The organism is Streptomyces sp. NPDC057307 (genome assembly GCF_042667665.1).
Taxonomy (GTDB): domain Bacteria; phylum Actinomycetota; class Actinomycetes; order Streptomycetales; family Streptomycetaceae; genus Streptomyces.
The window spans coordinates 48,464-70,987 of sequence record NZ_JBHUZM010000029.1; the positions used below are offsets into that span (position 1 = coordinate 48,464).

Genomic DNA, 22,524 nt, shown 5'->3' on the forward strand with positions numbered 1-22,524 from the left:
CCACCCCGTTCCACCACCCTCACCTATGACTGATTCACAGCCCACACCGCCGAACACCGCGAAGTCCGACGCCACCCCCGAGGACGGGGGCGGCAACGGCATCGCGCTGGCCATCATCGCCTCCTGCCAGCTGATGGTGGTCCTCGACGTCACCATCGTGAACATCGCGCTCCCGCACATCCAGAGCGCGCTCGACTTCTCGACCCAGAACCTGTCGTGGGTGGTCAACGCGTACACCCTCACCTTCGGCGGCCTGCTGCTGCTCGGCGGGCGCCTCGGCGACATCCTGGGGCGGCGCAGGGTCTTCATGTTCGGCATCGCGCTCTTCGCCGTCGCCTCCCTGCTCTGCGGTCTGGCGCAGGATTCGTGGCAGCTGCTGGCCGCCCGTGCCATCCAGGGCATCGGCGGCGCCATCGCCTCCCCGACATCCCTGTCGCTGATCACCACCACGTTCCGTGAAGGGCCCGCGCGCAACAGGGCGTTCGGCGTCTTCGCGGCCGTCTCGGCGGGCGGCAGCGCGATCGGGCTGCTGGCCGGCGGCATCCTGGTGGAGTGGCTGAACTGGCGGTGGATCTTCTTCGTCAACGTGCCGATCGGGCTGCTGCTCATCCTTCTGACTCCCCGCTTCATCAAGGAGTCCGAGCCGCGCCCGGGGCACTTCGACGTCGTCGGCGCGCTCACCGCGACGCTGGGCATGGTCGGTCTGGTCTACGGCTTCATCCGGGCCTCCGAGGAGGGCTGGACCGACGCCCTGACACTCGGGTCCTTCGCCGCGGCCGTGGTGCTCCTCGTGCTGTTCATCGTCATCGAGCAGCGTTCGAGGCAGCCGATCACACCGCTGTGGATGTTCAAGGACCGCAACCGCGCGGGTGTCTACGGGATGATGCTCAGCCTGGCCGCGGCGCTGTTCGGCATGTTCTTCTTCCTGACGCTCTTCGTGCAGGAGGTCCTCGACTTCAGCCCCCTGCGGGCCGGTCTCGCCTTCCTCCCGGTCAGTGTGGTCATCGCCATCGGCTCGGGCCTCGCCTCGCAACTGCTGCCGCGCTGGGGACCGAAGCCGTTCATGGTGTCCGGCGCGGTCCTCGCCGCCGCGGGTCTCGCCTGGCTGACGCTGACGGACGTGCACAGCACCTATCTGGGCAGCCTGCTGGGCCCGGTGCTGGTCTTCGGCCTCGGTATGGGCTTCCAGTTCGTGTCGCTGACCCTGATGGCGCTCTCGGGCATCAGCCAGGAGGAGGCCGGAGCGGGGTCCGGTGTCTTCAACGCGACTCAGCAGGTGGGCGGTTCACTGGGGCTGTCCATCCTGGTGACGGTGTACGGCACCGCCAGCAGGAACGAGGCGAAGACCCAGGCCCGCGACTTCCTGGCACACGCGACCCCGGCGCAGAAGCTGACGTTCCAGAAGACGGGGTCGCTGCCGAAGCCGTGGAGCGACGAGGTGCTGACGCACGGTGTGACAAACGCGTTCATCGCCGCGGCGATCTTCGCCCTCGTGTCGGCCCTGATCGCGGTGTTCGTGATCCAGGTACGGGCCTCCGACCTCGAACGCCTCCAGGGCGGCATGCCGCCGCCCGCCGCCTGACCCCCTCGTTCATGTCGTCGTGGAGATCAGCCCGAGGGCCAGGATCAGGGCGGTCCCGGCGGTCCTGCGGGTCACGGCGCTCTGCGCGGGCGGGTAGCCGCGCGGTACGCCCTCGACCAGCATGATCAGATACAGGTAGCAGCGGTAGAGCGCCATGCGCAGCCGCGCGGCCTCGTCGAAGCCGGTGTCCCCGCCGCCCGCCCGGTAACCGGCCAGCAGCGCCTGGTCGTCCTCGGGCTCACCGAACAGATTGAGCGAGACGAACTCCGCCAACGGATCGCCCCAGAACATCCGTTCACCATCGATGAGCCCACCGATTCGCCGTGCCCCCGGATCTCCGGTCAGGAGGATGTTCCCCTGCCACAGATCGAAGTGCACGAGCGCGGGAACAGTGACCTCGTCCAGGGCCGGGACCGCGCCCCGTACCAACTCCCGTACGCGCCCCACGGACACAGGCAGCCGCGCCTCGAACCGCTCGGCGTCCGCCAGCACCGCCTCCAGCATCGCGCCGAACGCCTCACGCCAGGTCCCGGCGGTGGGCACGGCCTCGGACGGATAACCGAAACGCGTACCGGCGACGGCGCCCAACTCGGCCACGTACGCCCCTAGTTCACCCCTCAGCCGCTCATGCTCCACGTCCCCGAGCCCATCCACGAGACCGGCCCATGGCTCCCCCGGCAGCTCCGACATCAGCAACGAGTCGTCCGCGAGGCGCACAACCTCCGGCACGGGCACACCGGTACCCCCGGCCACCCGGTAGAACTCACCCTCGTTGACGAGCAGTTCACCCTCGTACGTCATCCGCGGCACACCCGGCTCCGGCGGCAGCTTCAACACCAACCGCCCACCGCCGTCCAGCCGGACCCGGTAGAGGGAGTTGTACGTCCCCCCGCCCAGCGGCTCGTACCCGTCGACGGCCCGCGCCTCCCCCACCCCGGCGGCGTCCAGGATCGCGGCGAGACGGGACACGGTCAGCGCGGACATGTACGGACCCTCTCGACGGCACGGCCACGGCGTGGCTCAGGGCCCCACCCTACGAGCACCATCCGCGGCGCCCCGCGAACTCCCTCCCCGCCGCAACTCATCGCTCCCCGTGCACCGGCGCCCCCGCGAGGGCGTCGCGCAGCCCCACGTTCGCCGACAGGATTCCGCCGTCGACCGGCAGTGTCACCCCGGTGATCCAACCCGCGTCCGACGAGGCCAGGAACGCCACCGCCGACGCGACGTCGTCCGGCAGTCCCACCCGGCCCGCCGGGTAGTGGGGCGCCGCGCGTTCCAGGTTGGCCTCGCGGCCCCGCCAGCCGTCCGTGTGGATCGTGCCGGGCGCGACGAGGTTGACGCGGACCCCGCGCGGCGTCGCGTGGCCCGCCAGGGTGCGGGTCAGGCTCGCGAGGCCCGCCTTCGCGGCGCTGTAGGCGTGGTTGCCGAAGTCCTGCTCGCCGTTGACCGAGCCGATGCTCACGATCGCGCCGCGCCCCGACGCCGCCAGGTGCGGCAGCGCCGCCCGCGCGCAGCGGAAGGCGCCGGTCAGGGTGAGATCGAGGTCACGGGCCCAGTGTTCGTCCGGTTCGTCCTCGAAGAGCGGCGTGTCCGGGGTGCAGGAGTAGGCGTTGTTGACCAGGACGTCCAGCGAGCCGAAGCGCTCGACGGCGTACGCCACGGCCGCCTCGACCGAGGCGCGGTCGCCCACGTCGCACACGTACGACTCCGCGCCGTCGATCAACTCCGCTGCCCGCTCGGCCCGTTCACCGTCCACGTCCGTGATCAGCACCCGCCCGCCCTCGGCGGCCAGCCGACGCGCGACGGCCTCGCCGATGCCGCGCCCGGCTCCCGTGATCAGTACGCCGTGATTCTCGAATCGCCTCATGCCGGTCGTGCCCGTCGTGCCCGTCGTGCCCGTCGTGCCCGTCGTGCCCGTCGTGCTCATCGTGATCGCCTCATGGGCCGATCATGACGCCGACCGGACGGCCCGCACCAGGGCCTGTGCCCGGGGATCCGCCGTCACGCCCTTGCGCATGCCGTTGGTGACATAGCCGAAGGCGATGCCCGACTCGGGGTCGGCGAAGCCGAGTGAGCCGCCGCGCCCCGGGTGCCCGAACGAGCCGGGGCCCAGCAGCGGCGCGCCCGAACCGTGCAGCATGAAGCCGAGCCCGAAGCGCGTGCCGACGACCAGCACCCGGTCGGGGCCCGCCGATTCCTCGGTGCGGGCGGCGGTCAGCGTCGCCGGGGCGAACAGCCGCTCGCCGCCCCGGTAGCCGCGCCCGGGGCCGTCCACCGGGCCGATCATCGCCGCGTAACACCGCGCCAGCGCCCGCGCGGTGGAGATCCCGCCGCTCGCGGGCAGTTCGGCGGCGCGGTACGCGGCGCTGTTCTCGTCCGGCGGCGGATCGATCGCGCCGAACGCCCGCCGGGTGAGCGATTCGGGGTCCTTGTACGCCTCCGAGACCGACCGCTTGGCGCGCAGCCGCAGCTCTCCGCCGACCCCGGCCGGCTCCTCGATCCGCCCGATCCGGCCCACCCGGTGCGCCTCGTCGGCGGGCAGCCCGATCCAGAAGTCCAGGCCGAGCGGGCGGGCGATCTCGTCGGCGATCCAGCGGCCGACGGACCGTCCGGTGACGCGCTTCACCAGTTCGGCGATCAGCCAGCCGTAGGTGTGCGCGTGGTAGCCGTGATCGGTGCCCGGCTCCCACACGGGCCGCTGCGCGGCGAGCGCCCGCGCGCCCGACTCACCGTCGAGCGCCTCGGCGGGGCTGAGCGGCCGGTCGAGGACGGGCACGCCGGCGCGGTGCGACAACAGGTGCCGTACGAGCACCCGTTCCTTGCCGGCCGCCTTGAACTCCGGCCAGTACGTGCCCACCGGCGCGTCCAGGTCGATCCGCCCGCGCTGGTGCAGCAGAAGCGGTACGGCGGCGGCGACGCCCTTCGTCGCGGAGCGGACGACCTGTGCGGTGTCGACGGCCCACGGCTCCGCGCCGTCGAAGTCGCGTGTGCCGGCCCACAGGTCGACGACCTTGTGCCCGTGCCGGTAGACGGCGACGGCCGCGCCCCGCTCACCGCGCTCCTGGAAGTTCCGTACGAAGGCGTCCTTGACGGGTTCGAAGCCCGCGGCCACCGTGCCCTGGACGTCATCGACGCCTACCATCCCGCTCATGCCTCCATGGTGCACGGTTCACGGCACCGGCAGGGCCACCGGGGTTCACCGCCTCACGACCGTCGTGGGGTCGAAACCGAACGGCAACTCCAGCCGGTGCGCGCCCATCAACTCCGCGTCGCCGAGCAGCTCGGGCGTCGGCCCGTCGGCCGCGATGACGCCCTCGCTGAGGATCACGGCGCGCGGGCACAGTTCCAGCGCGTACGGCAGGTCGTGCGTGACCATCAGGACGGTGACGTCCAACGCCCGCAGGATGTCGGCGAGTTCGCGACGCGACGCGGGATCGAGGTTGGACGAGGGCTCGTCGAGTACGAGGATCTCGGGCTCCATGGCCAGGACCGTCGCGACGGCGACCCGGCGGCGCTGCCCGAAGGACAGATGGTGCGGCGGCCGGTCCGCGTACTCGGCCATGCCGACCCGGGTGAGCGCGGCGACGACCCGGGCCTCCAGCTCCGCGCCGCGCAGTCCGGACGTCGCGGGGCCGAAGGCCACGTCCTCGCGCACCGTGGGCATGAACAGCTGGTCGTCGGGGTCCTGGAAGACGATGCCGACGCGGCGGCGGATCTCGGCGAGGTGCTGCTTGGCGACGGGCAGCCCGGCGACGGTGACGGACCCGGCGCCCGCCGTGTGGATGCCGTTGAGGTGCAGGACGAGGGTGGTCTTGCCCGCGCCGTTGGGTCCGAGCAGCGCGACCCGCTCGCCGCGCGCGACGGTCAGGTCGACGCCGAAGAGGGCCTGGTGGCCGTCGGGGTAGGCGTAGGCGAGCCCGCGTACTTCGAGGGAGGGCGGCGGCTGTTCCTGGGACTGCGTGCTCATAGCGTCCAGCCAAGCAGACAGACCGCGAGCGCCGAGAGGGGGAGTGCGGCGGCCGACGTCCACTGGGCGCGGGACGCCGTCATCTCGTCGATGACCGGCATCGTGCCCGTGTAGCCGCGGCTCATCATCGCCAGATGCACCCGCTCCCCGCGCTCGTAGGAGCGGATGAACAGGGCGCCGGCGGATTTGCCGAGCACACCCCAGTGCCGTACGCCGCGTGCCTCGAATCCGCGCGAGCGGCGGGCGATCGACATCCGGCGCAGCTCGTCGGTGATCACATCGCCGTAGCGGATCATGAAGGACGCGATCTGGACGAGCATCGGCGGGAGCTTGAGCCGTTGCAGCCCCAGCAGCAGCGCGCGCAGTTCGGTGGTGGAGGCGAGGAGTACGGAGGCGGCGACGCCCAGGGTGCCCTTGGCCAGCACGTTCCAGGCGCCCCACAGACCGGGGACGCTCAGGGACACCCCGCGGAACTGGACCTGGTCGCCGGGCACCACGAACGGCATGAGGACGGCGAACGCCACGAACGGGACCTCGATCAGCATCCGGCGCAGCAGGAAGCCGGCCGGGACGCGGGCGAGCACGGCGACGCCGGCGAGCAGCGCCGCGTACAGAGCGAAGGCCCACACGGCTTCGCGCGGTGTGGAGACGACGACGAGCACGAAGCACAGGACGGCGGCGAGCTTGCAGTGCGGCGGCAGGGCGTGGACCGGGGAGTGGCCGTGCCGGTAGAGCTTGTGGGCGTGGCCCGCGCCCATGTCAGGCCCGCTCGGCGGAGGAGGACGCGGACGGCCCGGAGGAGACCGGCGCGTTGTCCGTCGTACGGCGCCGGTGCACCACGTAGAAGATCCCGCTGCCCACGACGACCGTCGCGCCGACGCCGATCATGCCCGCGAGGCCGCCCGAGAGACGGGTGTTGGAGATGTCCTCGATGCCGTAGTCGGCGAGCGGCGAGTCGGCGGCGGCGTGCTCCTCGACCTTCTTGTCGATGCCCTTGTCGGCGGCGACCTTCTCCAGGCCGTCGGGGTTGGCGGAGGCGTAGAAGGAGACGACTCCGGCCAGCAGGAGGGCGGTGCCGAGCCCGGCCGCCAGCAGCCCGCGCGGCGAGCGGGAGGAGGCCGGGGCCGCCGCGGGTACGGCGGCCGGCGCGTCGACCAGCTCGCCGTCCACCCGCAGCTTGAGCGGCGCCGCGAGCCCGCGCGCCCCGTGGACCAGGTCCGGCCGTACGGCGATGACGGCCCCGACCGTCAGCGCGGTGATCGCCGCCTCGCCGATGCCGATGAGCACGTGCACGCCGACCATCGCGGTGAGCACCTTGCCGATCGGGATGTGCGTGGTCCCGCCGATCGCGTAGAGGAGGGTGAAGGCCGCGGCGGCGGCCGGCACGGACACCAGCGCGCCCACGAAGGCGGACACGGTCACCGAGCGGCGCCCGCGCGGCAGGACGCGGAGCAGGCCGCGGAAGATCCCGTACGAGACGATCACCGTCACGACGCCCATGACCGTGATGTTCACGCCGAGCGCGGTGAGCCCGCCGTCGGCGAAGAGGATGCCCTGCATCAGCAGTACGACGGCGATGCAGAGGACCCCGGTGTAGGGGCCGACGAGTATCGCCGCGAGCGCCCCGCCGAGGAGATGCCCGCTGGTGCCGGCGGCGACGGGGAAGTTCAGCATCTGTACGGCGAAGACAAAGGCGGCGACGAGGCCCGCGAGGGGCGCGGTGCGCTCGGCGCCGTGGCCCTCGGCGAGCGGCCCTGAGCCCAGTTCGCGGCGGGCGCCGCGCAGGCTGACCGCCACGGCTCCGGCGGCGACGACGCCGGCGGCGGCCGACACCGGCAGGTTGATCATTCCGTCGGGGACATGCATGGCGGGCTCCGCTTCCGGCAGGCGTGGTGAACCGCTCGAAGTGAACCGTTCGAATAGATAGTCCTCTCTTGCGAACGAGTTGCAAGAGCGCGCGGCATGCGAACCGGTGTACGGGCACCGAACGGCACGGAAAGTTTGAGATTTCCGGGACACTCGACGTTAAATAAAGGACAAAAGGTATGTTGTGTAGTAAAGCACCGCGTAGTACGTCGAGAACGCAGCCGAAGCGCCGCAGAGGAGCGAATCGATGTCAGCCGTCGTCGAGCAGCCCGCCAAGGTCCGTCTCATCACGGACGCCCCCCACCACGGGTGCCTGTCGGTCACCCTCCGCTACGACAGCGCCGACCCGCTCGCCGTCCGCGTCGCCTTCCCGGCCGAGGTGTCGCGCGACGACGGCGAGGTGGTGTGGACCTTCGCGCGCGAGCTGCTCGAAGCGGGCCTCCGTACCCCCTCCGGCGACGGGGACGTACGCGTCTGGCCCTGCGGCCGCGCGCAGACGATGCTCGAATTCCACTCGCCGGAAGGCGTGGCGCTGACCCAGTGCGACACCGCCGTACTGCGCCGTTTCCTGCGGCTGACGCACGAGACGGTCCCGGCCGGCGAGGAGCGCCACCCACTGCGCGCCAAACGCGGCCTGGACCGTCTGCTGCACCACTCCGAAGGGCCGCACAGCACCGAAGCGCAGCCCCACACCTAGGGCCTGCCGCCCCAGGTCAGGTCAGACCCGCACCAGCTCCTTCTCCGAGCCCGGACCGGAGTCCGGACCCGAGCCGGCGGCGTCCGACTCCTTCTCCAGCATCTTCCGCAGCTGCTCGCCCTCCACGTCCACGTTCGGCAGCAGCCGGTCCAGCCAGCGCGGCAGCCACCACGCCTTGTTGCCGAGCAGCGCGAGCACCGCGGGCACGATGGCCATGCGGACCACGAAGGCGTCGAAGAAGACCGCGATGGCCAGCGAGAAGCCGATCATCTTGACCATGGACTCGCTGGAGCCGATGAAGCCCGCGAAGACGGCCATCATGATGATCGCGGCGGCGGTGACGACCCTCGTGCCGTGCCGGAAGCCGGTGGCGATCGCCTGTCCCGGGCGCTCCCCGTGGACGTACGCCTCGCGCATCCGCGTGACCAGGAAGACCTCGTAGTCCATCGCGAGACCGAAGACCACACCCACCATGAAGATCGGCATCATCGACATGATCGGACCGGTCTGCTCGACCCCGAACAGGCTCCCGAGCCAGCCCCACTGGAAGACCGCGACCACCGCGCCGAGCGCGGCGACGACCGACAGCAGGAACCCGAGGGCCGCCTTGAGCGGTACGAGGATCGACCGGAAGACCAGCATCAGCAGCAGGAACGCCAGACCCACGACGAGCGCGAGGTAGGGCAGCAGCGCGTCGTTCATCTTCTCGGAGAAGTCGGTGTTCATCGCGGTGGCGCCGGTGACCAGGACCTTCGCCTCGCTGCCCGAGGAGATCTCGCCGCCCGCGTCGCGGATGGCATGGACCAGGTTCTCCGTCTCCACGGACGAGGGGCGGTCCTTCGGGACGACCGTGATCGTCGCCGTGTCGCCGGCCTTGTTGTACGTGGCGGGGGTGACCGCCGCGACGCCCTTCATGTCCTCGACGGCGTCGGTGACCTGCGCGGCGGTCTGCTTGGCGTTGTCGTCGCCCTTGCCGTCCACGACGACCATCAGCGGACCGTTGAAGCCGGGCCCGAAACCGTCGGAGAGGAGGTCGTACGCCTTGCGCTGCGTGGTGCTCGTCGGCTGTGAACCGTCGTCGGGCAGACCCATCTCCAGCGAGGTGGCCGGGACGGCGATGATGCCGAGACCGACGACCGCGGTGAGGAGTACGGCGACGGGCCGGCGCAGCACGAAGCGCGCCCAGCGGGTGCCCATGTTGGGCTTGCCCTCGGCGACCTTGCCGTCGGCCGAGGCAGCCCGCTCCCGGGCCTGCCGCTCGCGCACCTTCTTGCCGTGCACGCGCTTGCCCGCGAATCCCAGCACGGCCGGGACGAGCGTGAGCGCGATGAGGACGGCGATGACGACCGTGCCGGCCGCGGCGGCGCCCATCTTGGTGAGCATCGGGATGTTGACGACGGCGAGCCCGACGAGCGCGATGACGACGGTGAGCCCGGCGAAGACCACGGCGGATCCGGCCGTACCGGCCGCCCGCCCGGCGGCTTCCTCGGGTTCACGCCCTTCCGCCAGCTCCGCCCGGTAGCGCGAGACGATGAACAGGGCGTAGTCGATGCCGACGGCGAGGCCGATCATCATCGCGAGAATGCTGGTGGTGGAGCCGAGATCCATCACGCTCGCCAGCGCGGTGATGGTCGAGACACCGATTCCGACACCGACGAGGGCGGTGAGCAGCGGCAGTCCCGCCGCGATCAGCGAACCGAAGGTGATGACGAGTACGACGGCGGCCACGGCGATGCCGATGATCTCGGTGGCCCCGGTCTCCGGTGCGGCCTGCAGCGCGTCACCGCCGATCTCGACGGTCAGCCCGGTGTCCCGCGCCTCGTGCCCCGTCTCCTCCAGCGCCGTACGGGTCTCCTCGGTCAGCTCCATCGAACTGACCTTGTACGTGACCGAGACGTAGGCCGTCGAACCGTCCTTCGAGACGGCCTTGGCCGTGTACGGGTCGGTGACCTGCGCGACCTGGTCGGATCCCGCGGGCAGCTCGTCGACGATCTTCTCGACCTCGGCCTTGTTGGCGGCGGAGGTCATCTTCTCGCCGTCCGGTGCCTTGAAGACGACCCGCGCGGTCGCCCCGTCGGCGCTCCCGCCGGGGAAGCGCTCCTCCAGCAGGTCGAAGGCCTTCTGGGCCTCCGTACCGGGAATGGAGAAGGAGCTGGATGTCGCGGTGGACGCGGATGCCGCGCCGACGCCCGCGAGGGCGAGCAGCGCCACCCATACGAAGGCGACGAGATTTCGGCGTCGGAAGGCGAACCGTCCGAGTTTGTAAAGAAACGTGGCCACGAGGCGTACTCCCGGTCTGGGGGCGGATCAAAGGGCATGGGGAGCCGACCGACGGCGCGAGAGCGACACGCGTCAGGTGCTGGTGCCGGAGAGGCACCGGGTACTGCTGGGGAGCCCCGGAGGTGGGCGAGCGGCCCAGGGAGGCGTAGCTGCGGAGCTTCGGGGAGGTCAGACGCCGAGAGCGGGGAGAAGCACGGCGTCGAGATAGTCGCGGAGGAACGCCTGGTCGACAGAGCGGTCCTCGACGAGCTGCCGGGCGACGAAGGCGCCGACCAGCATGTGTGTGACGTACTTCAGCGCGGGTTGGTCCGCGCTGATCTCACCCCGGTCCACGGCGCGGCGCAGGAACACATGGAGCCCGTTGAGCTCGGGCTCGATGAGCAGTTCACGCAGCGCGAGATGGAGATCGGGGTTGGTGTGGACGGCATGGGCCAGGCCCCGCATCAGCGCGGAGTCCCGTTCCATCTGGCAGTCGTCGGCCATCGAGACCATCGCGTGGAAGTCCCCGCGCAGCGAGCCGGTGTCGATCTGTGCGACATCGGCAGGCTTGTTGTCGCGCAGGGCTCGTGCGACGAGCTCCGGCTTGCTCCCCCACTGGCGGTAGAGGGTGGCTTTGCTGGAGTGGGTGCGGGCGGCGATGGCGTCCATGGTGAGGGCGTCGTAGCCGACCTCGCGCAGCAGGTCGAGCGTGGTGCCGTACAACTCGCTCTCGCGCTCCGGCGTGAGTCTGGTGCGTGCCATGACCGACCTCCCGTCGAGGTATCGATGAGCCAAACGAAACGGTTTCGTACAGTACGAAGATAACCCCACCCTCATCGAAACGGCAACGTTTCGCTTGTGGGCTCCGCCACACCCCGGCCGACACCCCGACCGACGCGCGGGCGACACCCGGCCGACACCCACGTGCGCCCCCGTCCGGCATCCGTCCGGCATCCGTACGACCCCCGTCCGACCCCTCGACCGTCCGGCGACCTCTCCGGCGACCTCTCGGGTGACGTCCGACGCCCCGCCCGCTCACACGACCGAGTGCCTGTCGAACACATCCGGCCAACCTGTCTCCTTCCACGAGTTGCCGCGCCCCTCCCGCACGGAAAGCATTGGGGGGTGAGTGACGACGTCGCGTATCTCCGCCATCCGCACCTGCACGACGACTTGTTGTGTTTCGCCGCCGAGGACGACCTCTGGGTCGCCCCTCTCTCGTCGGCCAAGCACCGCCCGGACCGTGCGTGGCGGGTGACCGTCGACCGCACGAGAGTGGGGCATCCGCGGTTCTCGCCCGACGGAAGCCAGATCGCCTATACGAGCTGGCGCAGCCTGGATCCGGAGATCCATCTGGCGCCGGTGGCCGGCGGCCCGGCCCGCCGGCTCAGCTACTGGGGATCGACCGACACCCGCGTCTGCGGCTGGACGCCGCCGGACAAGGACGGCGCGGCGCAGATCCTCGCTGTCTCCTCGCACGGCCAGCCCTTCTCGTACTACTCCTGGGCCTACAGCGTCCCGACCGACGGCTCCCCCGGCGGGAAACTCCCCTGGGGCCCGGTCGCCGACATCGCGGTCGCCGACCTGGACGGCGAGCGGCGCACCCTGCTGCTGACCGGGAAGCCGCCGCACGAACCGGCCGCCTGGAAGCGGTACCGGGGCGGCGCCACGGGGCGGCTGTGGCTGCACGGCGAGCGGCTGCTGGCGGATCTGCCGGGTCATCTCGACTGCCCGATGTTCGTGGACGGGCGCATCGCGTTCCTCTCCGACCACGAGGGCGTCGGCAATCTCTACTCGACGCTCCCCGACGGCACCGATCTGCGCCGGCACACCGACCACGACGCGTTCTACGCCCGCCACGCGTCGTCCGACGGGCGCCGGGTCGTCTACCAGTGCGCGGGGGACCTGTGGCTGGTGGACTCGCTGGCGCCGGACTCGGTGCCGCGCAAGCTGTCGGTACGGCTCGGCGGTCCGCGCGCCGGCCGGCGCACGTACCAGGTCCCGGCCGCCCACCACGTCGACTCGATCTCGGTGGACACCACGGGCCGGGCGAGCGCCGTCTCCGTACGCGGCAGCCTGTACTGGCTCACCCACCGCGACGGCCCGGCCCGCACGATCACGGACACCCCGGGCGTACGGGTACGGCTCCCCGAGATGCTGGGCAGCGGCGGCAAGGTCGCCTACGTCACGGACGCGGACGGCGAGGACGCGATCGAGATCGCCTACCTGCCGCGCGCGAGCGGCGACCGGCCCCCGGTACGGCTCGCCTCCGGGCGGCTGGGGCGCGTCCACGAACTGATCGCGGACCCGGACGGCGAACGGCTGGCGCTGAGCACGCACGACGGAAGGCTGCTGATACTGACGGTTCCTGACGACTCGTCAGACGACGCCACGTCAGACGCCACGTCAACGAATGCGGTTGAGGCCGAGGAGGTGGAGGAGGTGGAGGAGGTCACCGAGCTGATCCGCTCCGTCAACGGCCCCGTCACCGATCTCGCGTTCTCCCCCGACGGCGACTGGATCGCCTGGTCCCACCCCGGTGTCGGCCGCTCGCTGCGCCAGATCAAGATGGCGCGGATCGCCGACCGTACGATCGTCGATGTCACCAACGGCCGCTTCGAGGACGAGAATCCGGTTTTCACCCGGGACGGCCGATATCTCGCCTTTCTTTCCTGGCGCGGATTCGACCCCGTGTACGACGTGCACACCGGCGACCTCTCCTTCCCGCTGGGCTGCCGCCCCTACCTCGTACCGCTGTCGTCGGCGACGCCCTCACCGTTCGCGCTCCTCCCGGACGGCCGCCCGGCCGCCGGCGGTCTCGACCCGCTGCCGGTCGTCCCGTCCGACGGCACGGCCACCGTCGCCGACGTGATGGTCACCGTCGAGGTCGAAGGGCTCGCCAGCCGCGTCACGCCCTTCCCCGTGTCCGCGTCCAAGTACTCGGCCCTGCGGCCCGTCAGCGGCGGCGGACTGGTCTGGCTGCGCTGGCCGATCTCCGGCGCGCTCGGCGAGACGTTCGCCAACCCCGCCGACACCTCGGGCCGCCCCACCCTCGAACACTTCGACATCACCAAGGCGCGCAAGAGCGAACTCGTCGACCACCTCGACTGGTTCGCGCTCAGCCGGGACGGCTCCCGGCTCGTGGTCGTGGACGACGACGAGCTGCGCGCCGTACCCGCCACCGAGACCGGCGACAGCGACTCGACCGTCCATCTCGACCTGCGCCGCATCCTGCACGAGGTGGACCCCGCGGCCGAATGGCGCCAGGCGTACGCGGAGGCGGGCCGCATCATCCGCTCGTACTTCTGGGAACCCGACATGTGCGGCATCGACTGGGACGCGGTGCTCGACCAGTACCGCCCGCTGGTCGAACGCGTCGCGTCCCCCGACGACTTCGCCGATCTGCTGCGCGAGGCACTCGGCGAGCTGGGCACCTCGCACGCGTACGTCACGCCCGCCCGACGCAACGAGGGGCCGCCGCACTACCAGCGCGCCATGGGCCTGCTCGGCGCCAACCTCGTCTGCCGGGACGGCGAATGGCTGGTGAAGCGGATCCTGCCCGGCGAGTCGTCGGACTCCAAGGCCCGCTCCCCGCTCGCCGGTACGGGCATCCGCGAGGGCGCCGTCCTCACCCATGTCGACGGCCGGCCCGTCGACCCGGTGACCGGCCCCTTCCCGCTGCTGTCCGCCGCCGGCGGTACGACGGTCGAGCTGACCTTCCGGCCCGCCGAGGACCTGTCGACGACCAACGGCGGTATCCGGCACGGCGGTTCACGGCGGGTGGCGATCGTCCCGCTCATCGACGAACGCCCGCTGCGCTACCAGGACTGGGTGGCCAAACGCCGCGAGGTCGTCCGCGAGATGAGCGGCGGCAAGTGCGGCTATCTCCATATCCCCGACATGGGCGGCTCGGGCTGGGCGCAGTTCAACCGCGATCTGCGGCTGGAGGTGTCCAGGCCCGCGCTGATCGTGGACGTACGGGGAAACGCGGGCGGCCACATCAGCGAACTGGTCGTGGAGAAGCTGACCCGGCGCATCCTCGGCTGGGATCTGACACGTAACGCCCAGGCGGTCAGTTACGCCTCCAACGCCCCGCGCGGCCCGGTCGTCGCCATCGCGGACGAGGCCACCTCGTCCGACGGCGACATGATCACGGCCGCCTTCCGGCTGCTGAAGCTGGGCCCGGTCGTCGGGCAGCGCACCTGGGGCGGGGTGGTCGGCATGACCGGCCGGCACCGGCTGGGCGACGGCAGCGTGATCACGGTGCCGATGAACGCGGCCTGGTTCGACGCCTACGGCTGGTCGGTCGAGAACCACGGTGTGGAGCCGGACATCGAGGCGCTGCGTACCCCGCTCGACTGGGCGGAGGGGCGGCACGCGCAGCTCGACGACGCGGTGTGGGTGGCGCTGGAGCTGCTGGCCAAGCAGCCGGCGGCGACCCCGCCCGGTTACGGCGACGTCCCGGACCGCCGCCGCCCGCCGCTGCCGCCGCGCACGGCCGGCCCGTCCGGCGACTGAGGACCGGCTGAGGACACCGGCACCGGCCCGCACGGAGAAGCGCACCTGATGCACGAGCACCAGGTGCGCTTCCCTGCGAACTACCAAGTGCGGACTACCCGTTCAGGCGTCGTAGTCGTCGGCGAAGCGGTCACGCGCGTCCTGCGCACGCTGCTGCGCCCGCGCCCGCTCGTCCTGCATCCGGTCCTCGTCCCGCGGGGCGCGCTCGGACGCCTCGTCCTTCCCGCCGTTCGCCTGCTGCGCGTTCCGGGCCTTCTGCGCCTTGTCGGCGAGCTCCCGCGACTTGTCCTTGAACTGGTCGGCGATACCCATCGAAACTCACTCCTGGAAGTCCGGTGAGGCCCGTGGAGAGATCCAGGGCCTGGGCCCTGTCCGGACCCAGACCAGACTTACACGCACCGACATACCGCGCATTTCGATCAGTTACGCTCCGTGCGCTCCCGCTCGTCGGCCGCCCCGCCCGCCCCCACGAGCCCCTTGCCCACTCCCCCGAGCCGCGGATCGAGGCTCCGCACCTGGCGGCTTCCGACGACCGCGATCAGGCTCGGCAGATACCCGCGTACGGACTGCATGCCGCGCAGCCACCACTGCGCGTACACATGCGCCGAACGCCGCTCGATCCCGGTCACGATGCGCTCGACGGCGGGCCCGAGCGGATACATCTTGTTGGCCGGCCACGGCAGCCGCCGCCGCATCTCGCGCATCACCTCGTCCTCGTCGGCGCCGCGCACCATGTCGGTGTCGGTCCACGAGAGATAGCCGACGCCGACCCGGACACCCTTGTACCCGACCTCGGAGCGCAGGCTGTGCGCGAACGCCTCGACGCCCGACTTGGAGGCGCAGTACGCGGTCATCATGGGCGCGGGGGTGATCGCGGCGAGCGAGGCGATCTGGAGGAAGTAGCCGCGGCTCTCCATCAGTACGGGCAGGAACGCGCGCGCCGTCACCGCGCCGCCGATGAGATTGACCTCGATGACCCGCCGCCAGGCGGCGGGGTCGGAGTCCAGGAACGGACCGCCCGCCGCCACACCCGCGTTGGCCACGACGATGTCGACCTTCCCGAAGCGCCGTTTGACCTCCCCCGCGACGCGGGTCATCTCCTCCTGGTCGGTGACATCGGCGTACCAGTGCTCGCACTCGGTGTGCAGCCTGCTCGCCACGTCCTTCAACTCGTCGGCCTCCAGGCCCACGAGCGCCACCCGCGCGCCGCGCGCCGAGAGCTTGCGGGCGAGCAGCTCGCCCACGCCACGCGCCGCGCCGGTGACGACGGCGACCTGTCCTTCCAGACCGACCCTGCTCATACGGCACTCTCCTTGTCGGCGTGCTCGGTCCTGTCCGCACCGGCCCCGAGGTGGTCCTCCGCCAGCCCTCGGATCACGGCGGTCACCGCCTCCGGCGCCTCCACCGGCGTCATGTGTCCCATGCCGGTCAACTCGGTGAGCCCCACGCAGTCGGGCAGCGCGTCGGCCAGCCGGCGCGCCAGCGCCGAGGGCGTCAACCGGTCCGCCGTCCCCGTGACGACCGCCGTGGGCACCCGCAACTCGCCCACACCCGCGTCGAGATCCAGCTCGCCGAGCACATGTGACCAGGCCACCCGCACCGTGCGCGGACACGCGTGGACGATCCGCGCACACGCGTCGACCCGGTCCGGCGCCGTGCCGGGCCCCATGGTCCCGTACCGCAGGATCCGCTTCGAGACGGGCGTGATCGGCCCCAGCGGGGCCCGCGCGCCGAGGATCAGCCGGGTCAGCCGGGTCCGTACGCGACCGGGGCGCATCGGCACCACGCGCGATTCGGCGACCAGCCTCGAACTGCCCGTGCTGCACAGCACCGCCGCCGCCGCGTGCTCCCGGAACGCGGGCCGCGCCGACGCGGCCATCAGCGTCATCCCGCCCATGGAGTGCCCGGCCAGCACCGCCTTCTCGCCCGGCGCGAGGGTCGCGCCCAGCACCGCCTCCAGGTCGTCGGCAAGCGCGTGGGTGGTGTAGCCGTCCCGGCCGACGGCGGGCGAACGGCCGTGCCCGCGCTGGTCGTAGACGATCACGCGGTGGTCCGCGGCGAGGTCGTCGATCTGCGCGGCCCAGAAGAGAGTCGAGCAGGTCCACCCATGGCTCAGGACAATCGCGGGCGCCCCCTCGGAGCCGTACACCTCGATGTGCAGGCGTGAGCCGTCGGCGGAAGTCGCCGTCAGCACACGGGGGTTGGGGTTCGTCGTCATCGAAGTGTCTCCCTGGTCTGCGACTCGGCCTGCGTCCTCGCCGCCCGCGCGGGGGCGACGTCGTACTCCCTCAGGTCCACGTCCCGGGTCGCCCGGCGGAACTCGGTCGTCGTCCCGGGCCAGATGGTGGTGTTGCGCCCGTTGGCGTCCAGATACCAGCTGGTGCAGCCGCCGGTGTTCCACACGGTGCGCTTCATCCGCTCCTGCACGCGGCGGTTCCAGGCGTCGACGGCCACCGGTTTGGGGGTGAGCGCGGCGCCCGCGCCGAGCGAGCCGAGCGCACGCAGATAGCCGCTGAGGTAGTTGAGCTGGGCCTCGATCATCAGGATCATCGAGGAGTTGCCGAGTCCGGTGTTCGGGCCGACGACGGTCATCCAGTTGGGGAAGCCGACGGCGGTCGCGCCGCGCAGCGACTCCATGCCGTCCTTCCACGCGTCGGCGAGCGTGATGCCGTCCGCGCCCACCACCCGTTCGGCGATGGGCATGTCGGTGACATGGAAGCCGGTCCCGAAGACGATCGCGTCGACCTCGGTCTCGCTGCCGTCGGCGGCCACGACGGTCGACCCGCGCACCTCGGCCAGCCCGGAGGCCACGACATCCACGTTGGGCCGCGCGAGCGCCGGATAGTAGGCGCTGGACAGCAGGATCCGTTTGCAGCCGATGCGGTACGAGGGGGTCAACGCGGCCCGCAGCGCCGGGTCTTTGATCGCCCGCGCGATGTTGGCCTTGGCGAGGCGTTCCACCAGCCCCAGCTCGTTGGGCCGCTTGGTGAACGCCTGGACCTGCAACTCCCGGATGCCCCAGAGCAGTTGGCGCCGTGCGGTGCCGGTGACCGGCACCTTCCGGTGCAGCCACCGCTCGGCGGCGGAGATCGCCCGGTCCGTGCGCGGCAGCACCCACGGCGGGGTGCGCTGGAACAGCGTCAGCCTCGCCACGTCGGGCTGGACGGCCGGCACGATCTGGATCGCCGACGCACCCGTCCCGACCATCGCGACGCGTTTGCCCCGCAGGTCGTAACCGTGGTCCCAGCGCGCGGAGTGGAAGACCTTCCCGGGGAACGAGTCGAGGCCGGGCACGTCCGGCACCTTCGGGTCCGACAGCGCCCCCGTCGCGGAGACGACGACGTCGGCGGTGAGGATCCCGTGCGGGGTCTCGATCTCCCAGTGCGCCGCCTCCGCGATCCAGCGCATCAGCCGCACCTCGTGGTTCAGCCGGATGTGCGGCCGGAGCCCGAAGGTGTCGGTGACGTGCTCCAGGTACGCGCGGATGTGCCGCTGCCCGGAGAAGGTGCGCGGCCAGTCGGGGTTGGGCGCGAAGGAGAACGAGTAGAGGTGCGAGGGCACGTCGCACGCACAGCCCGGATAGCTGTTGTCGCGCCAGGTGCCGCCGACCGAGTCGGCCCGTTCCAGGACGACGAAGTCGGTGATCCCGTCGCGCCGCAGCCGGACGGCGGCCCCCAGACCACCGAATCCGGATCCGATCACCGCCACCCGTACGTGCTCGTGCTTGACCATGCCGCCGCCTCCCGCCGGAGTACCCGCACCGAACCGCGCCAGTAATCACTGGCACTGTTGGGAGAGTAGGGCAGCTCCTTACTGATGGGTAGGGGGCGAACGAGAAAAGTTACCGCCGGTACAACGGCATAGGCTGACCGCCATGTCCGACCAGGAAGAAGTCCGCGAGTACCGCATGAAGGAGCTGGCCGACGCGGCCGGCATCACGGTGCGTACGGTCCGCTTCTACCGCGAACGCGGCCTGATCCCGCCACCCCGCAAGGAGGGCCGGATCGCCTGGTACGACAGCCACCACCTGGCCAGACTGCGCACGATCGCCGCCCTCCTGGAACGCGGCCACACCCTCAACGGCATCGCCGACCTCGCCACCGCCTTCGAGAGCGGCCGCGACGTGGGCGAGGTCCTGGGCCTCGGCGAACCGACCGAGGAAACACCCGTCCGTCTCACCCCCGAGGAGCTGGCCGACCACTTCGAGGGCGAGGTCACGGCGGAGAACCTGGCCACCGCGCTCGAACTCGGCTACCTCGCCACCGACGGCGACGACCTCGTCCACATCAGCCGCCGCCTCCTGGACGTCTCCGCCGCCCTGGTCCGCGAGGGCGTCCCACTGGCGGCGGTCTTCGAGGCCGGCCGCCAGGTCCGCGTCCACGCGGACGCCCTGGCCGAACTCTTCGCGACGACGCTCCGGACCCACGCGGGCGCCACGTCCCCCGAGACCCTGCGCCCCCTGGCCAAGAGCGTGGTGGAGGCGGAACTCTCGATGGCCCTGGACCGGCGCCTGCGCAAGCCGTAGAAGCCCTGAGGGCGCCCGTCACCCCAGTTCGTACGCGACGCTCACCGGCGCGTGGTCACTCCAGCGCTCGTCGTGCGTCGCCGCCCGCTCCACCCACGCCTTCACCGCGCGCTCCGCCAGCCCCGCCGTCGCCACGTGGTAGTCGATGCGCCAGCCCGTGTCGTTGTCGAACGCGCGCCCGCGGTAGGACCACCAGGTGTACGGCCCGGTCTGGTCCGGGTGCAGGGCGCGGACCACGTCCACGTACGACGCCTCGTCGAAGACCCGCGTCAGCCACGCGCGCTCCTCGGGCAGGAAGCCGGACTCCTTGCGATTGGCCTTCCAGTTCTTGAGGTCGGCCTCCTGGTGGGCGATGTTCCAGTCGCCGCAGACCAGCACCTCCCGGCCGTCCGCCGCCGCGCGCTCCTTGAGCGCGCCGAGGTGGGTCAAGAATTCGTCCATGAACCGGACCTTCTCGTCCTGGCGCTCCGTGCCCACGTCGCCCGACGGCAGATAGAGGCTGGCCACCGTCACGCCGGGCAGGTCGATCTCGACGTACCGCCCGCTCGTGTCGAACTCCGCGCTGCCGAACCCGATCCGCACCCGCTCCGGCTCCCGCCGCGAGTAGAGCGCGACACCCGCGCGGCCCTTGGCCGCCGCCGGGGCGAACACGGTGTGCCACCCCTCGGGCTTCCGCACCGCCTCGGCGAGCTGGTCCTCCTCGGCGCGCACCTCCTGGAGGCAGACCACATCGGCCCCGGTCCCGGCCAGCCACTCCACGAAGCCCTTCTTCGCGGCGGCGCGGAGCCCGTTCACATTCACGGAAGTCACAGTGAGCATTCCGGCACCCTACCCAGGCTCTACGATCGATGCCGTGGCCATCCAAATACGTCAGGTCCCCGCCGACCACCCCGACGCAGTGAAGCTCGACGCCGAGGTCCAACTCGAATACGCCGCGCGTTACGACAGCGAGGGTGACGCCACCGTGCTCCACCCCCGGATGTTCGACCCGCCCCGCGGCGTCTACTTCCTCGCCTACGACGCCGACGACCGCCCGATCGCCTCCGGCGGCTGGCGCGCGCAGGAGACCAACGACGAGGGCTACTCGGACGGCGACGCCGAGATCAAGCGGATGTACGTCACGGTGGAGGCCCGCGGCCTCGGGCTGGCCCGCCGTATCCTCGCCCGGCTGGAGGACGACGCCCGCGCGGCGGGCCGTACCCGCATGGTGCTGGAGACGGGCACCAAGCAGCCGGAGGCCATCGCGCTCTACCGCTCCAGCGGCTACACGGACTGCCAGAAGTTCGGCCACTACCGGAACGACCCGCTGAGCGTCTGCCTCGCCAAGCCGCTCGGATAGCCCGCCGGGACCGGGACAGCCCCCGGGAACGACAGAGCCCGGCCCGGCAGCCGAGCTGCCGGACCGGGCCTGAGGCGGGAACGTCAGTGGTTGCCCACGCCGTTCGCCGAGAGGATCGGGATGTCCTCCAGGATGTGCGACAGGGGCTCGTCGCCCTTCGCCTGCGTGGAGTTCTCGGTGCACTGCTGGTTCTGCGGGGAGGACAGGACGTTGATGTCCTGGACCGCGATCGGCACGAGGCCGACGAGCGAGCCGACGTTGGCCTTGACGGGCAGACCGACACAGGGCTTGTTGAGCGTGCCCTGCACGAGGCTGAGCTGCGGGCTCATGTCCCCGTGGGTCTCCGAGTTGCCGAACTCCTGCTCGGCACCGTTGCCACTGAGCGACGTCGTGCCCGTGTCGTTGCCGATCGCCAGCGCCGGCGACGCGGTGGCGGCGAGGCCGCCGACCATCGTGGCCGCTACAGCAGCGGTAGCCCACAGCTTGTTCATTTTGTTGCCTTTCCGGAAAGTCGGAACTCCACCGGTGGAGTTCCGAGTCGTTCAACTCGCCACACGACGTTTGGTTGCGCCCGTTCCCCCGAACAGCCCATAAGGCATATCGGTGAGTCGCCGCGCGCGTGAAAACGACCGGGTCACCGCCGAATTCAGCGGTGACCCGGCAACGTTATTCAGCCTCGATATCAGCCGTTGCCCGCACCGTTGGCCGACAGGATCGGGATGTCGTTCAGGAGGTGCGACAGCGGCTCGTCGCCCTTCGCCTGCGTCGAGTTCTCGACACACTGCTGGTTCTGCGGCGAGGACAGGACGTTGACGTCCTGGACCGCGATCGGCACGAGGCCCACGAGCGAGCCCGCGTTGACCTTGGCCGGCAGACCGATGCAGGGCTTGTTGAGCGAGCCCTGGATGAGCGCCATCTGCGGGCTCATGTTCCCGTACGTCGCCGAGTTGCCGTACGACTGGAGGGCGCCGTTGCCGCTGAGCGACGTGGTGCCCGCGTCGTCACCGACGGCGAAAGCGGACGGCGCGGCCATAGCCGACATGCCGACGACGGAAGCAGCGACGGCCGCAGTGGCCATAACCTTCTTGATCACGATGAGTCCCCTTCTGAAGGATGCCCCAAGTCCCCGGGGCGCCATGAGCAACTAGATTCCGCAGGTTTAGTTATCGCGCTTCACTCCAACAGCCCATTAGGCACTCAATCAGCCTGCTCGGGCCGCACAATCCGAACGAGTGAAGGACCGGAACCAAACCCGGGTCATTCGGTTGGGCAGGCCGCACCACCTGCATTTCTTGAGAAAAGGAACTAACCGTGATCAAGAAGATCCTGGCGGCTGCGGCGGTCACCGCCTCCGTGGTCGGCGCCTCCGCCGCGGTCGCGTCGCCGGCACTCGCCGTCGGCAACGACACCGGCACCACCTCGCTGAGCGGCAACGGCTCCAAGGAGTCGCACGGCAACGCCGCCACCCACGGCAACCTGAGCCCGCAGGCCACCCTGGTGCAGGGCTCGCTCAACAAGCTCTGCGTCGGCCTGCCGGCCAAGGCCAACGTCGGCTCGCTCGTCGGAATTCTCGTGCCGGTCGCGGTCCAGGACATCAACGTCCTGTCCTCCCCGCAGAACCAGCAGTGCACCGAGAACTCCACGCAGGCGAAGGGCGACGAGCCCCTCTCGCACCTCATTGGGGACATCCCCGTCCTCTCGGCCAACGGTGCGGGCAACGGCTGACAGCCATTGCCTTTACGGCGCCATTCCGGGCCGAACTGAGACCGGC

General features: G+C 70.9%; 21 protein-coding genes. 6 read left to right on the forward strand and 15 right to left on the reverse strand.

Translation table 11 applies throughout. The annotated features are described in order from the left end of the window. Nucleotides 1–25: 25 nt before the first annotated feature. Nucleotides 26–1,582, forward strand: coding sequence for an MFS transporter (locus ACFUN8_RS13980; protein WP_383635754.1), 1,557 nt, complete (start codon nucleotides 26–28; stop codon nucleotides 1,580–1,582). A gap of 9 nt (nucleotides 1,583–1,591) precedes the next feature. Here the strand turns inward: ACFUN8_RS13980 and ACFUN8_RS13985 are convergent, their stop codons facing one another. From ACFUN8_RS13985 to ACFUN8_RS14010, 6 genes are all read right to left on the reverse strand, one after another. After that, nucleotides 1,592–2,566 (reverse strand): phosphotransferase family protein, encoded by a 975-nt coding sequence (locus ACFUN8_RS13985; protein WP_383635757.1) that lies wholly within the window; start codon nucleotides 2,564–2,566, stop codon nucleotides 1,592–1,594. 97 nt (nucleotides 2,567–2,663) lie between these two features. Next, on the reverse strand, nucleotides 2,664–3,449 hold the full coding sequence (locus ACFUN8_RS13990) for an SDR family NAD(P)-dependent oxidoreductase (protein WP_383635818.1): 786 nt from the start codon (nucleotides 3,447–3,449) through the stop codon (nucleotides 2,664–2,666). 81 nt (nucleotides 3,450–3,530) lie between these two features. After that, nucleotides 3,531–4,733 (reverse strand): serine hydrolase domain-containing protein, encoded by a 1,203-nt coding sequence (locus ACFUN8_RS13995; protein WP_383635760.1) that lies wholly within the window; start codon nucleotides 4,731–4,733, stop codon nucleotides 3,531–3,533. Between the two features lie 45 nt (nucleotides 4,734–4,778). Beyond that, nucleotides 4,779–5,549 carry an energy-coupling factor ABC transporter ATP-binding protein gene (locus ACFUN8_RS14000; protein WP_383635763.1) on the reverse strand — a complete coding sequence of 257 codons (771 nt, stop codon included), beginning with the start codon at nucleotides 5,547–5,549 and terminating at the stop codon, nucleotides 4,779–4,781. Then, nucleotides 5,546–6,307, reverse strand: a complete 762-nt coding sequence (cbiQ, locus tag ACFUN8_RS14005; protein ID WP_383635766.1) for a cobalt ECF transporter T component CbiQ — start codon at nucleotides 6,305–6,307, stop codon at nucleotides 5,546–5,548. The genes ACFUN8_RS14000 and cbiQ overlap by 4 nt, the downstream gene beginning before the upstream one ends. A gap of 1 nt (nucleotide 6,308) precedes the next feature. Continuing rightward, on the reverse strand, nucleotides 6,309–7,415 hold the full coding sequence (locus ACFUN8_RS14010) for an energy-coupling factor ABC transporter permease (RefSeq protein ID WP_383635769.1): 1,107 nt from the start codon (nucleotides 7,413–7,415) through the stop codon (nucleotides 6,309–6,311). A gap of 247 nt (nucleotides 7,416–7,662) precedes the next feature. Between ACFUN8_RS14010 and ACFUN8_RS14015 the strand changes: the two genes are divergently transcribed. Further along, nucleotides 7,663–8,112 (forward strand): SsgA family sporulation/cell division regulator, encoded by a 450-nt coding sequence (locus ACFUN8_RS14015; RefSeq protein ID WP_383635772.1) that lies wholly within the window; start codon nucleotides 7,663–7,665, stop codon nucleotides 8,110–8,112. A 21-nt stretch (nucleotides 8,113–8,133) separates the two neighbouring features. Here the strand turns inward: ACFUN8_RS14015 and ACFUN8_RS14020 are convergent, their stop codons facing one another. Together ACFUN8_RS14020 and ACFUN8_RS14025 are read right to left on the reverse strand one after the other, a co-directional pair. Then, complete coding sequence (locus ACFUN8_RS14020; protein ID WP_383635775.1) at nucleotides 8,134–10,392, reverse strand: MMPL family transporter; 2,259 nt, start codon at nucleotides 10,390–10,392, stop codon at nucleotides 8,134–8,136. 168 nt (nucleotides 10,393–10,560) lie between these two features. Next, complete coding sequence (locus ACFUN8_RS14025; RefSeq protein WP_382561211.1) at nucleotides 10,561–11,133, reverse strand: TetR/AcrR family transcriptional regulator; 573 nt, start codon at nucleotides 11,131–11,133, stop codon at nucleotides 10,561–10,563. A gap of 363 nt (nucleotides 11,134–11,496) precedes the next feature. Here ACFUN8_RS14025 and ACFUN8_RS14030 point away from each other — a divergent pair, with 363 nt between their 5' ends. Continuing rightward, nucleotides 11,497–14,889 (forward strand): S41 family peptidase, encoded by a 3,393-nt coding sequence (locus ACFUN8_RS14030; RefSeq protein ID WP_383635779.1) that lies wholly within the window; start codon nucleotides 11,497–11,499, stop codon nucleotides 14,887–14,889. A gap of 102 nt (nucleotides 14,890–14,991) precedes the next feature. Here the strand turns inward: ACFUN8_RS14030 and ACFUN8_RS14035 are convergent, their stop codons facing one another. The 4 genes from ACFUN8_RS14035 to ACFUN8_RS14050 all read right to left on the reverse strand — a co-directional run bounded on the left by ACFUN8_RS14035 (nucleotide 14,992) and on the right by ACFUN8_RS14050 (nucleotide 18,621). Then, nucleotides 14,992–15,201 carry a hypothetical protein gene (locus ACFUN8_RS14035; RefSeq protein WP_383635782.1) on the reverse strand — a complete coding sequence of 70 codons (210 nt, stop codon included), beginning with the start codon at nucleotides 15,199–15,201 and terminating at the stop codon, nucleotides 14,992–14,994. Between the two features lie 107 nt (nucleotides 15,202–15,308). Further along, nucleotides 15,309–16,190 carry an SDR family oxidoreductase gene (locus ACFUN8_RS14040; RefSeq protein ID WP_383635785.1) on the reverse strand — a complete coding sequence of 294 codons (882 nt, stop codon included), beginning with the start codon at nucleotides 16,188–16,190 and terminating at the stop codon, nucleotides 15,309–15,311. After that, nucleotides 16,187–17,107 (reverse strand): alpha/beta fold hydrolase, encoded by a 921-nt coding sequence (locus tag ACFUN8_RS14045; protein ID WP_383635788.1) that lies wholly within the window; start codon nucleotides 17,105–17,107, stop codon nucleotides 16,187–16,189. The genes ACFUN8_RS14040 and ACFUN8_RS14045 overlap by 4 nt, the downstream gene beginning before the upstream one ends. Beyond that, complete coding sequence (locus tag ACFUN8_RS14050) at nucleotides 17,104–18,621, reverse strand: flavin-containing monooxygenase (protein ID WP_383635791.1); 1,518 nt, start codon at nucleotides 18,619–18,621, stop codon at nucleotides 17,104–17,106. Before ACFUN8_RS14050 ends, ACFUN8_RS14045 begins: the two co-directional genes overlap by 4 nt. 142 nt (nucleotides 18,622–18,763) lie before the next feature. On the opposite strand from ACFUN8_RS14050, the gene ACFUN8_RS14055 reads away from it, so the two are divergent. Next, nucleotides 18,764–19,414 (forward strand): MerR family transcriptional regulator, encoded by a 651-nt coding sequence (locus ACFUN8_RS14055; RefSeq protein WP_383635794.1) that lies wholly within the window; start codon nucleotides 18,764–18,766, stop codon nucleotides 19,412–19,414. Between the two features lie 18 nt (nucleotides 19,415–19,432). On the opposite strand, the gene ACFUN8_RS14060 is transcribed toward ACFUN8_RS14055, so the two are convergent. Continuing rightward, on the reverse strand, nucleotides 19,433–20,233 hold the full coding sequence (locus ACFUN8_RS14060; protein WP_383635797.1) for an exodeoxyribonuclease III: 801 nt from the start codon (nucleotides 20,231–20,233) through the stop codon (nucleotides 19,433–19,435). A gap of 40 nt (nucleotides 20,234–20,273) precedes the next feature. Here ACFUN8_RS14060 and ACFUN8_RS14065 point away from each other — a divergent pair, with 40 nt between their 5' ends. Further along, on the forward strand, nucleotides 20,274–20,753 hold the full coding sequence (locus tag ACFUN8_RS14065) for a GNAT family N-acetyltransferase (protein WP_383635821.1): 480 nt from the start codon (nucleotides 20,274–20,276) through the stop codon (nucleotides 20,751–20,753). Between the two features lie 83 nt (nucleotides 20,754–20,836). Here the strand turns inward: ACFUN8_RS14065 and ACFUN8_RS14070 are convergent, their stop codons facing one another. Both ACFUN8_RS14070 and ACFUN8_RS14075 read right to left on the reverse strand, forming a co-directional pair. Then, nucleotides 20,837–21,244 carry a rodlin gene (locus ACFUN8_RS14070; protein WP_383635800.1) on the reverse strand — a complete coding sequence of 136 codons (408 nt, stop codon included), beginning with the start codon at nucleotides 21,242–21,244 and terminating at the stop codon, nucleotides 20,837–20,839. 191 nt (nucleotides 21,245–21,435) lie between these two features. Next, nucleotides 21,436–21,846: a rodlin gene (locus tag ACFUN8_RS14075; RefSeq protein WP_383635803.1), complete on the reverse strand. Its 411-nt coding sequence runs from the start codon at nucleotides 21,844–21,846 to the stop codon at nucleotides 21,436–21,438. Nucleotides 21,847–22,064: 218 nt separating this feature from the next. Here ACFUN8_RS14075 and ACFUN8_RS14080 point away from each other — a divergent pair, with 218 nt between their 5' ends. Continuing rightward, complete coding sequence (locus ACFUN8_RS14080; RefSeq protein ID WP_383635806.1) at nucleotides 22,065–22,478, forward strand: rodlin; 414 nt, start codon at nucleotides 22,065–22,067, stop codon at nucleotides 22,476–22,478. The last annotated feature ends 46 nt before the right edge of the window (nucleotides 22,479–22,524 follow it).

Bases quoted from the DNA above. Each gene is read 5' to 3' on its own strand.
- ACFUN8_RS14035 (WP_383635782.1), bottom strand. From the start codon at position 15,201: ATGGGTATCGCCGACCAGTTCAAGGACAAGTCGCGGGAGCTCGCCGAC.
- ACFUN8_RS14060 (WP_383635797.1), bottom strand. From the start codon at position 20,233: ATGCTCACTGTGACTTCCGTGAATGTGAACGGGCTCCGCGCCGCCGCG.
- ACFUN8_RS14040 (WP_383635785.1), bottom strand. From the start codon at position 16,190: ATGAGCAGGGTCGGTCTGGAAGGACAGGTCGCCGTCGTCACCGGCGCG.
- ACFUN8_RS14045 (WP_383635788.1), bottom strand. From the start codon at position 17,107: ATGACGACGAACCCCAACCCCCGTGTGCTGACGGCGACTTCCGCCGAC.
- cbiQ (WP_383635766.1), bottom strand. From the start codon at position 6,307: ATGGGCGCGGGCCACGCCCACAAGCTCTACCGGCACGGCCACTCCCCG.
- ACFUN8_RS13995 (WP_383635760.1), bottom strand. From the start codon at position 4,733: ATGAGCGGGATGGTAGGCGTCGATGACGTCCAGGGCACGGTGGCCGCG.
- ACFUN8_RS14010 (WP_383635769.1), bottom strand. From the start codon at position 7,415: ATGCATGTCCCCGACGGAATGATCAACCTGCCGGTGTCGGCCGCCGCC.
- ACFUN8_RS14050 (WP_383635791.1), bottom strand. From the start codon at position 18,621: ATGGTCAAGCACGAGCACGTACGGGTGGCGGTGATCGGATCCGGATTC.
- ACFUN8_RS13990 (WP_383635818.1), bottom strand. From the start codon at position 3,449: ATGAGGCGATTCGAGAATCACGGCGTACTGATCACGGGAGCCGGGCGC.
- ACFUN8_RS13985 (WP_383635757.1), bottom strand. From the start codon at position 2,566: ATGTCCGCGCTGACCGTGTCCCGTCTCGCCGCGATCCTGGACGCCGCC.
- ACFUN8_RS14015 (WP_383635772.1), top strand. From the start codon at position 7,663: ATGTCAGCCGTCGTCGAGCAGCCCGCCAAGGTCCGTCTCATCACGGAC.
- ACFUN8_RS14000 (WP_383635763.1), bottom strand. From the start codon at position 5,549: ATGAGCACGCAGTCCCAGGAACAGCCGCCGCCCTCCCTCGAAGTACGC.
- ACFUN8_RS14055 (WP_383635794.1), top strand. From the start codon at position 18,764: ATGTCCGACCAGGAAGAAGTCCGCGAGTACCGCATGAAGGAGCTGGCC.
- ACFUN8_RS14070 (WP_383635800.1), bottom strand. From the start codon at position 21,244: ATGAACAAGCTGTGGGCTACCGCTGCTGTAGCGGCCACGATGGTCGGC.
- ACFUN8_RS13980 (WP_383635754.1), top strand. From the start codon at position 26: ATGACTGATTCACAGCCCACACCGCCGAACACCGCGAAGTCCGACGCC.
- ACFUN8_RS14025 (WP_382561211.1), bottom strand. From the start codon at position 11,133: ATGGCACGCACCAGACTCACGCCGGAGCGCGAGAGCGAGTTGTACGGC.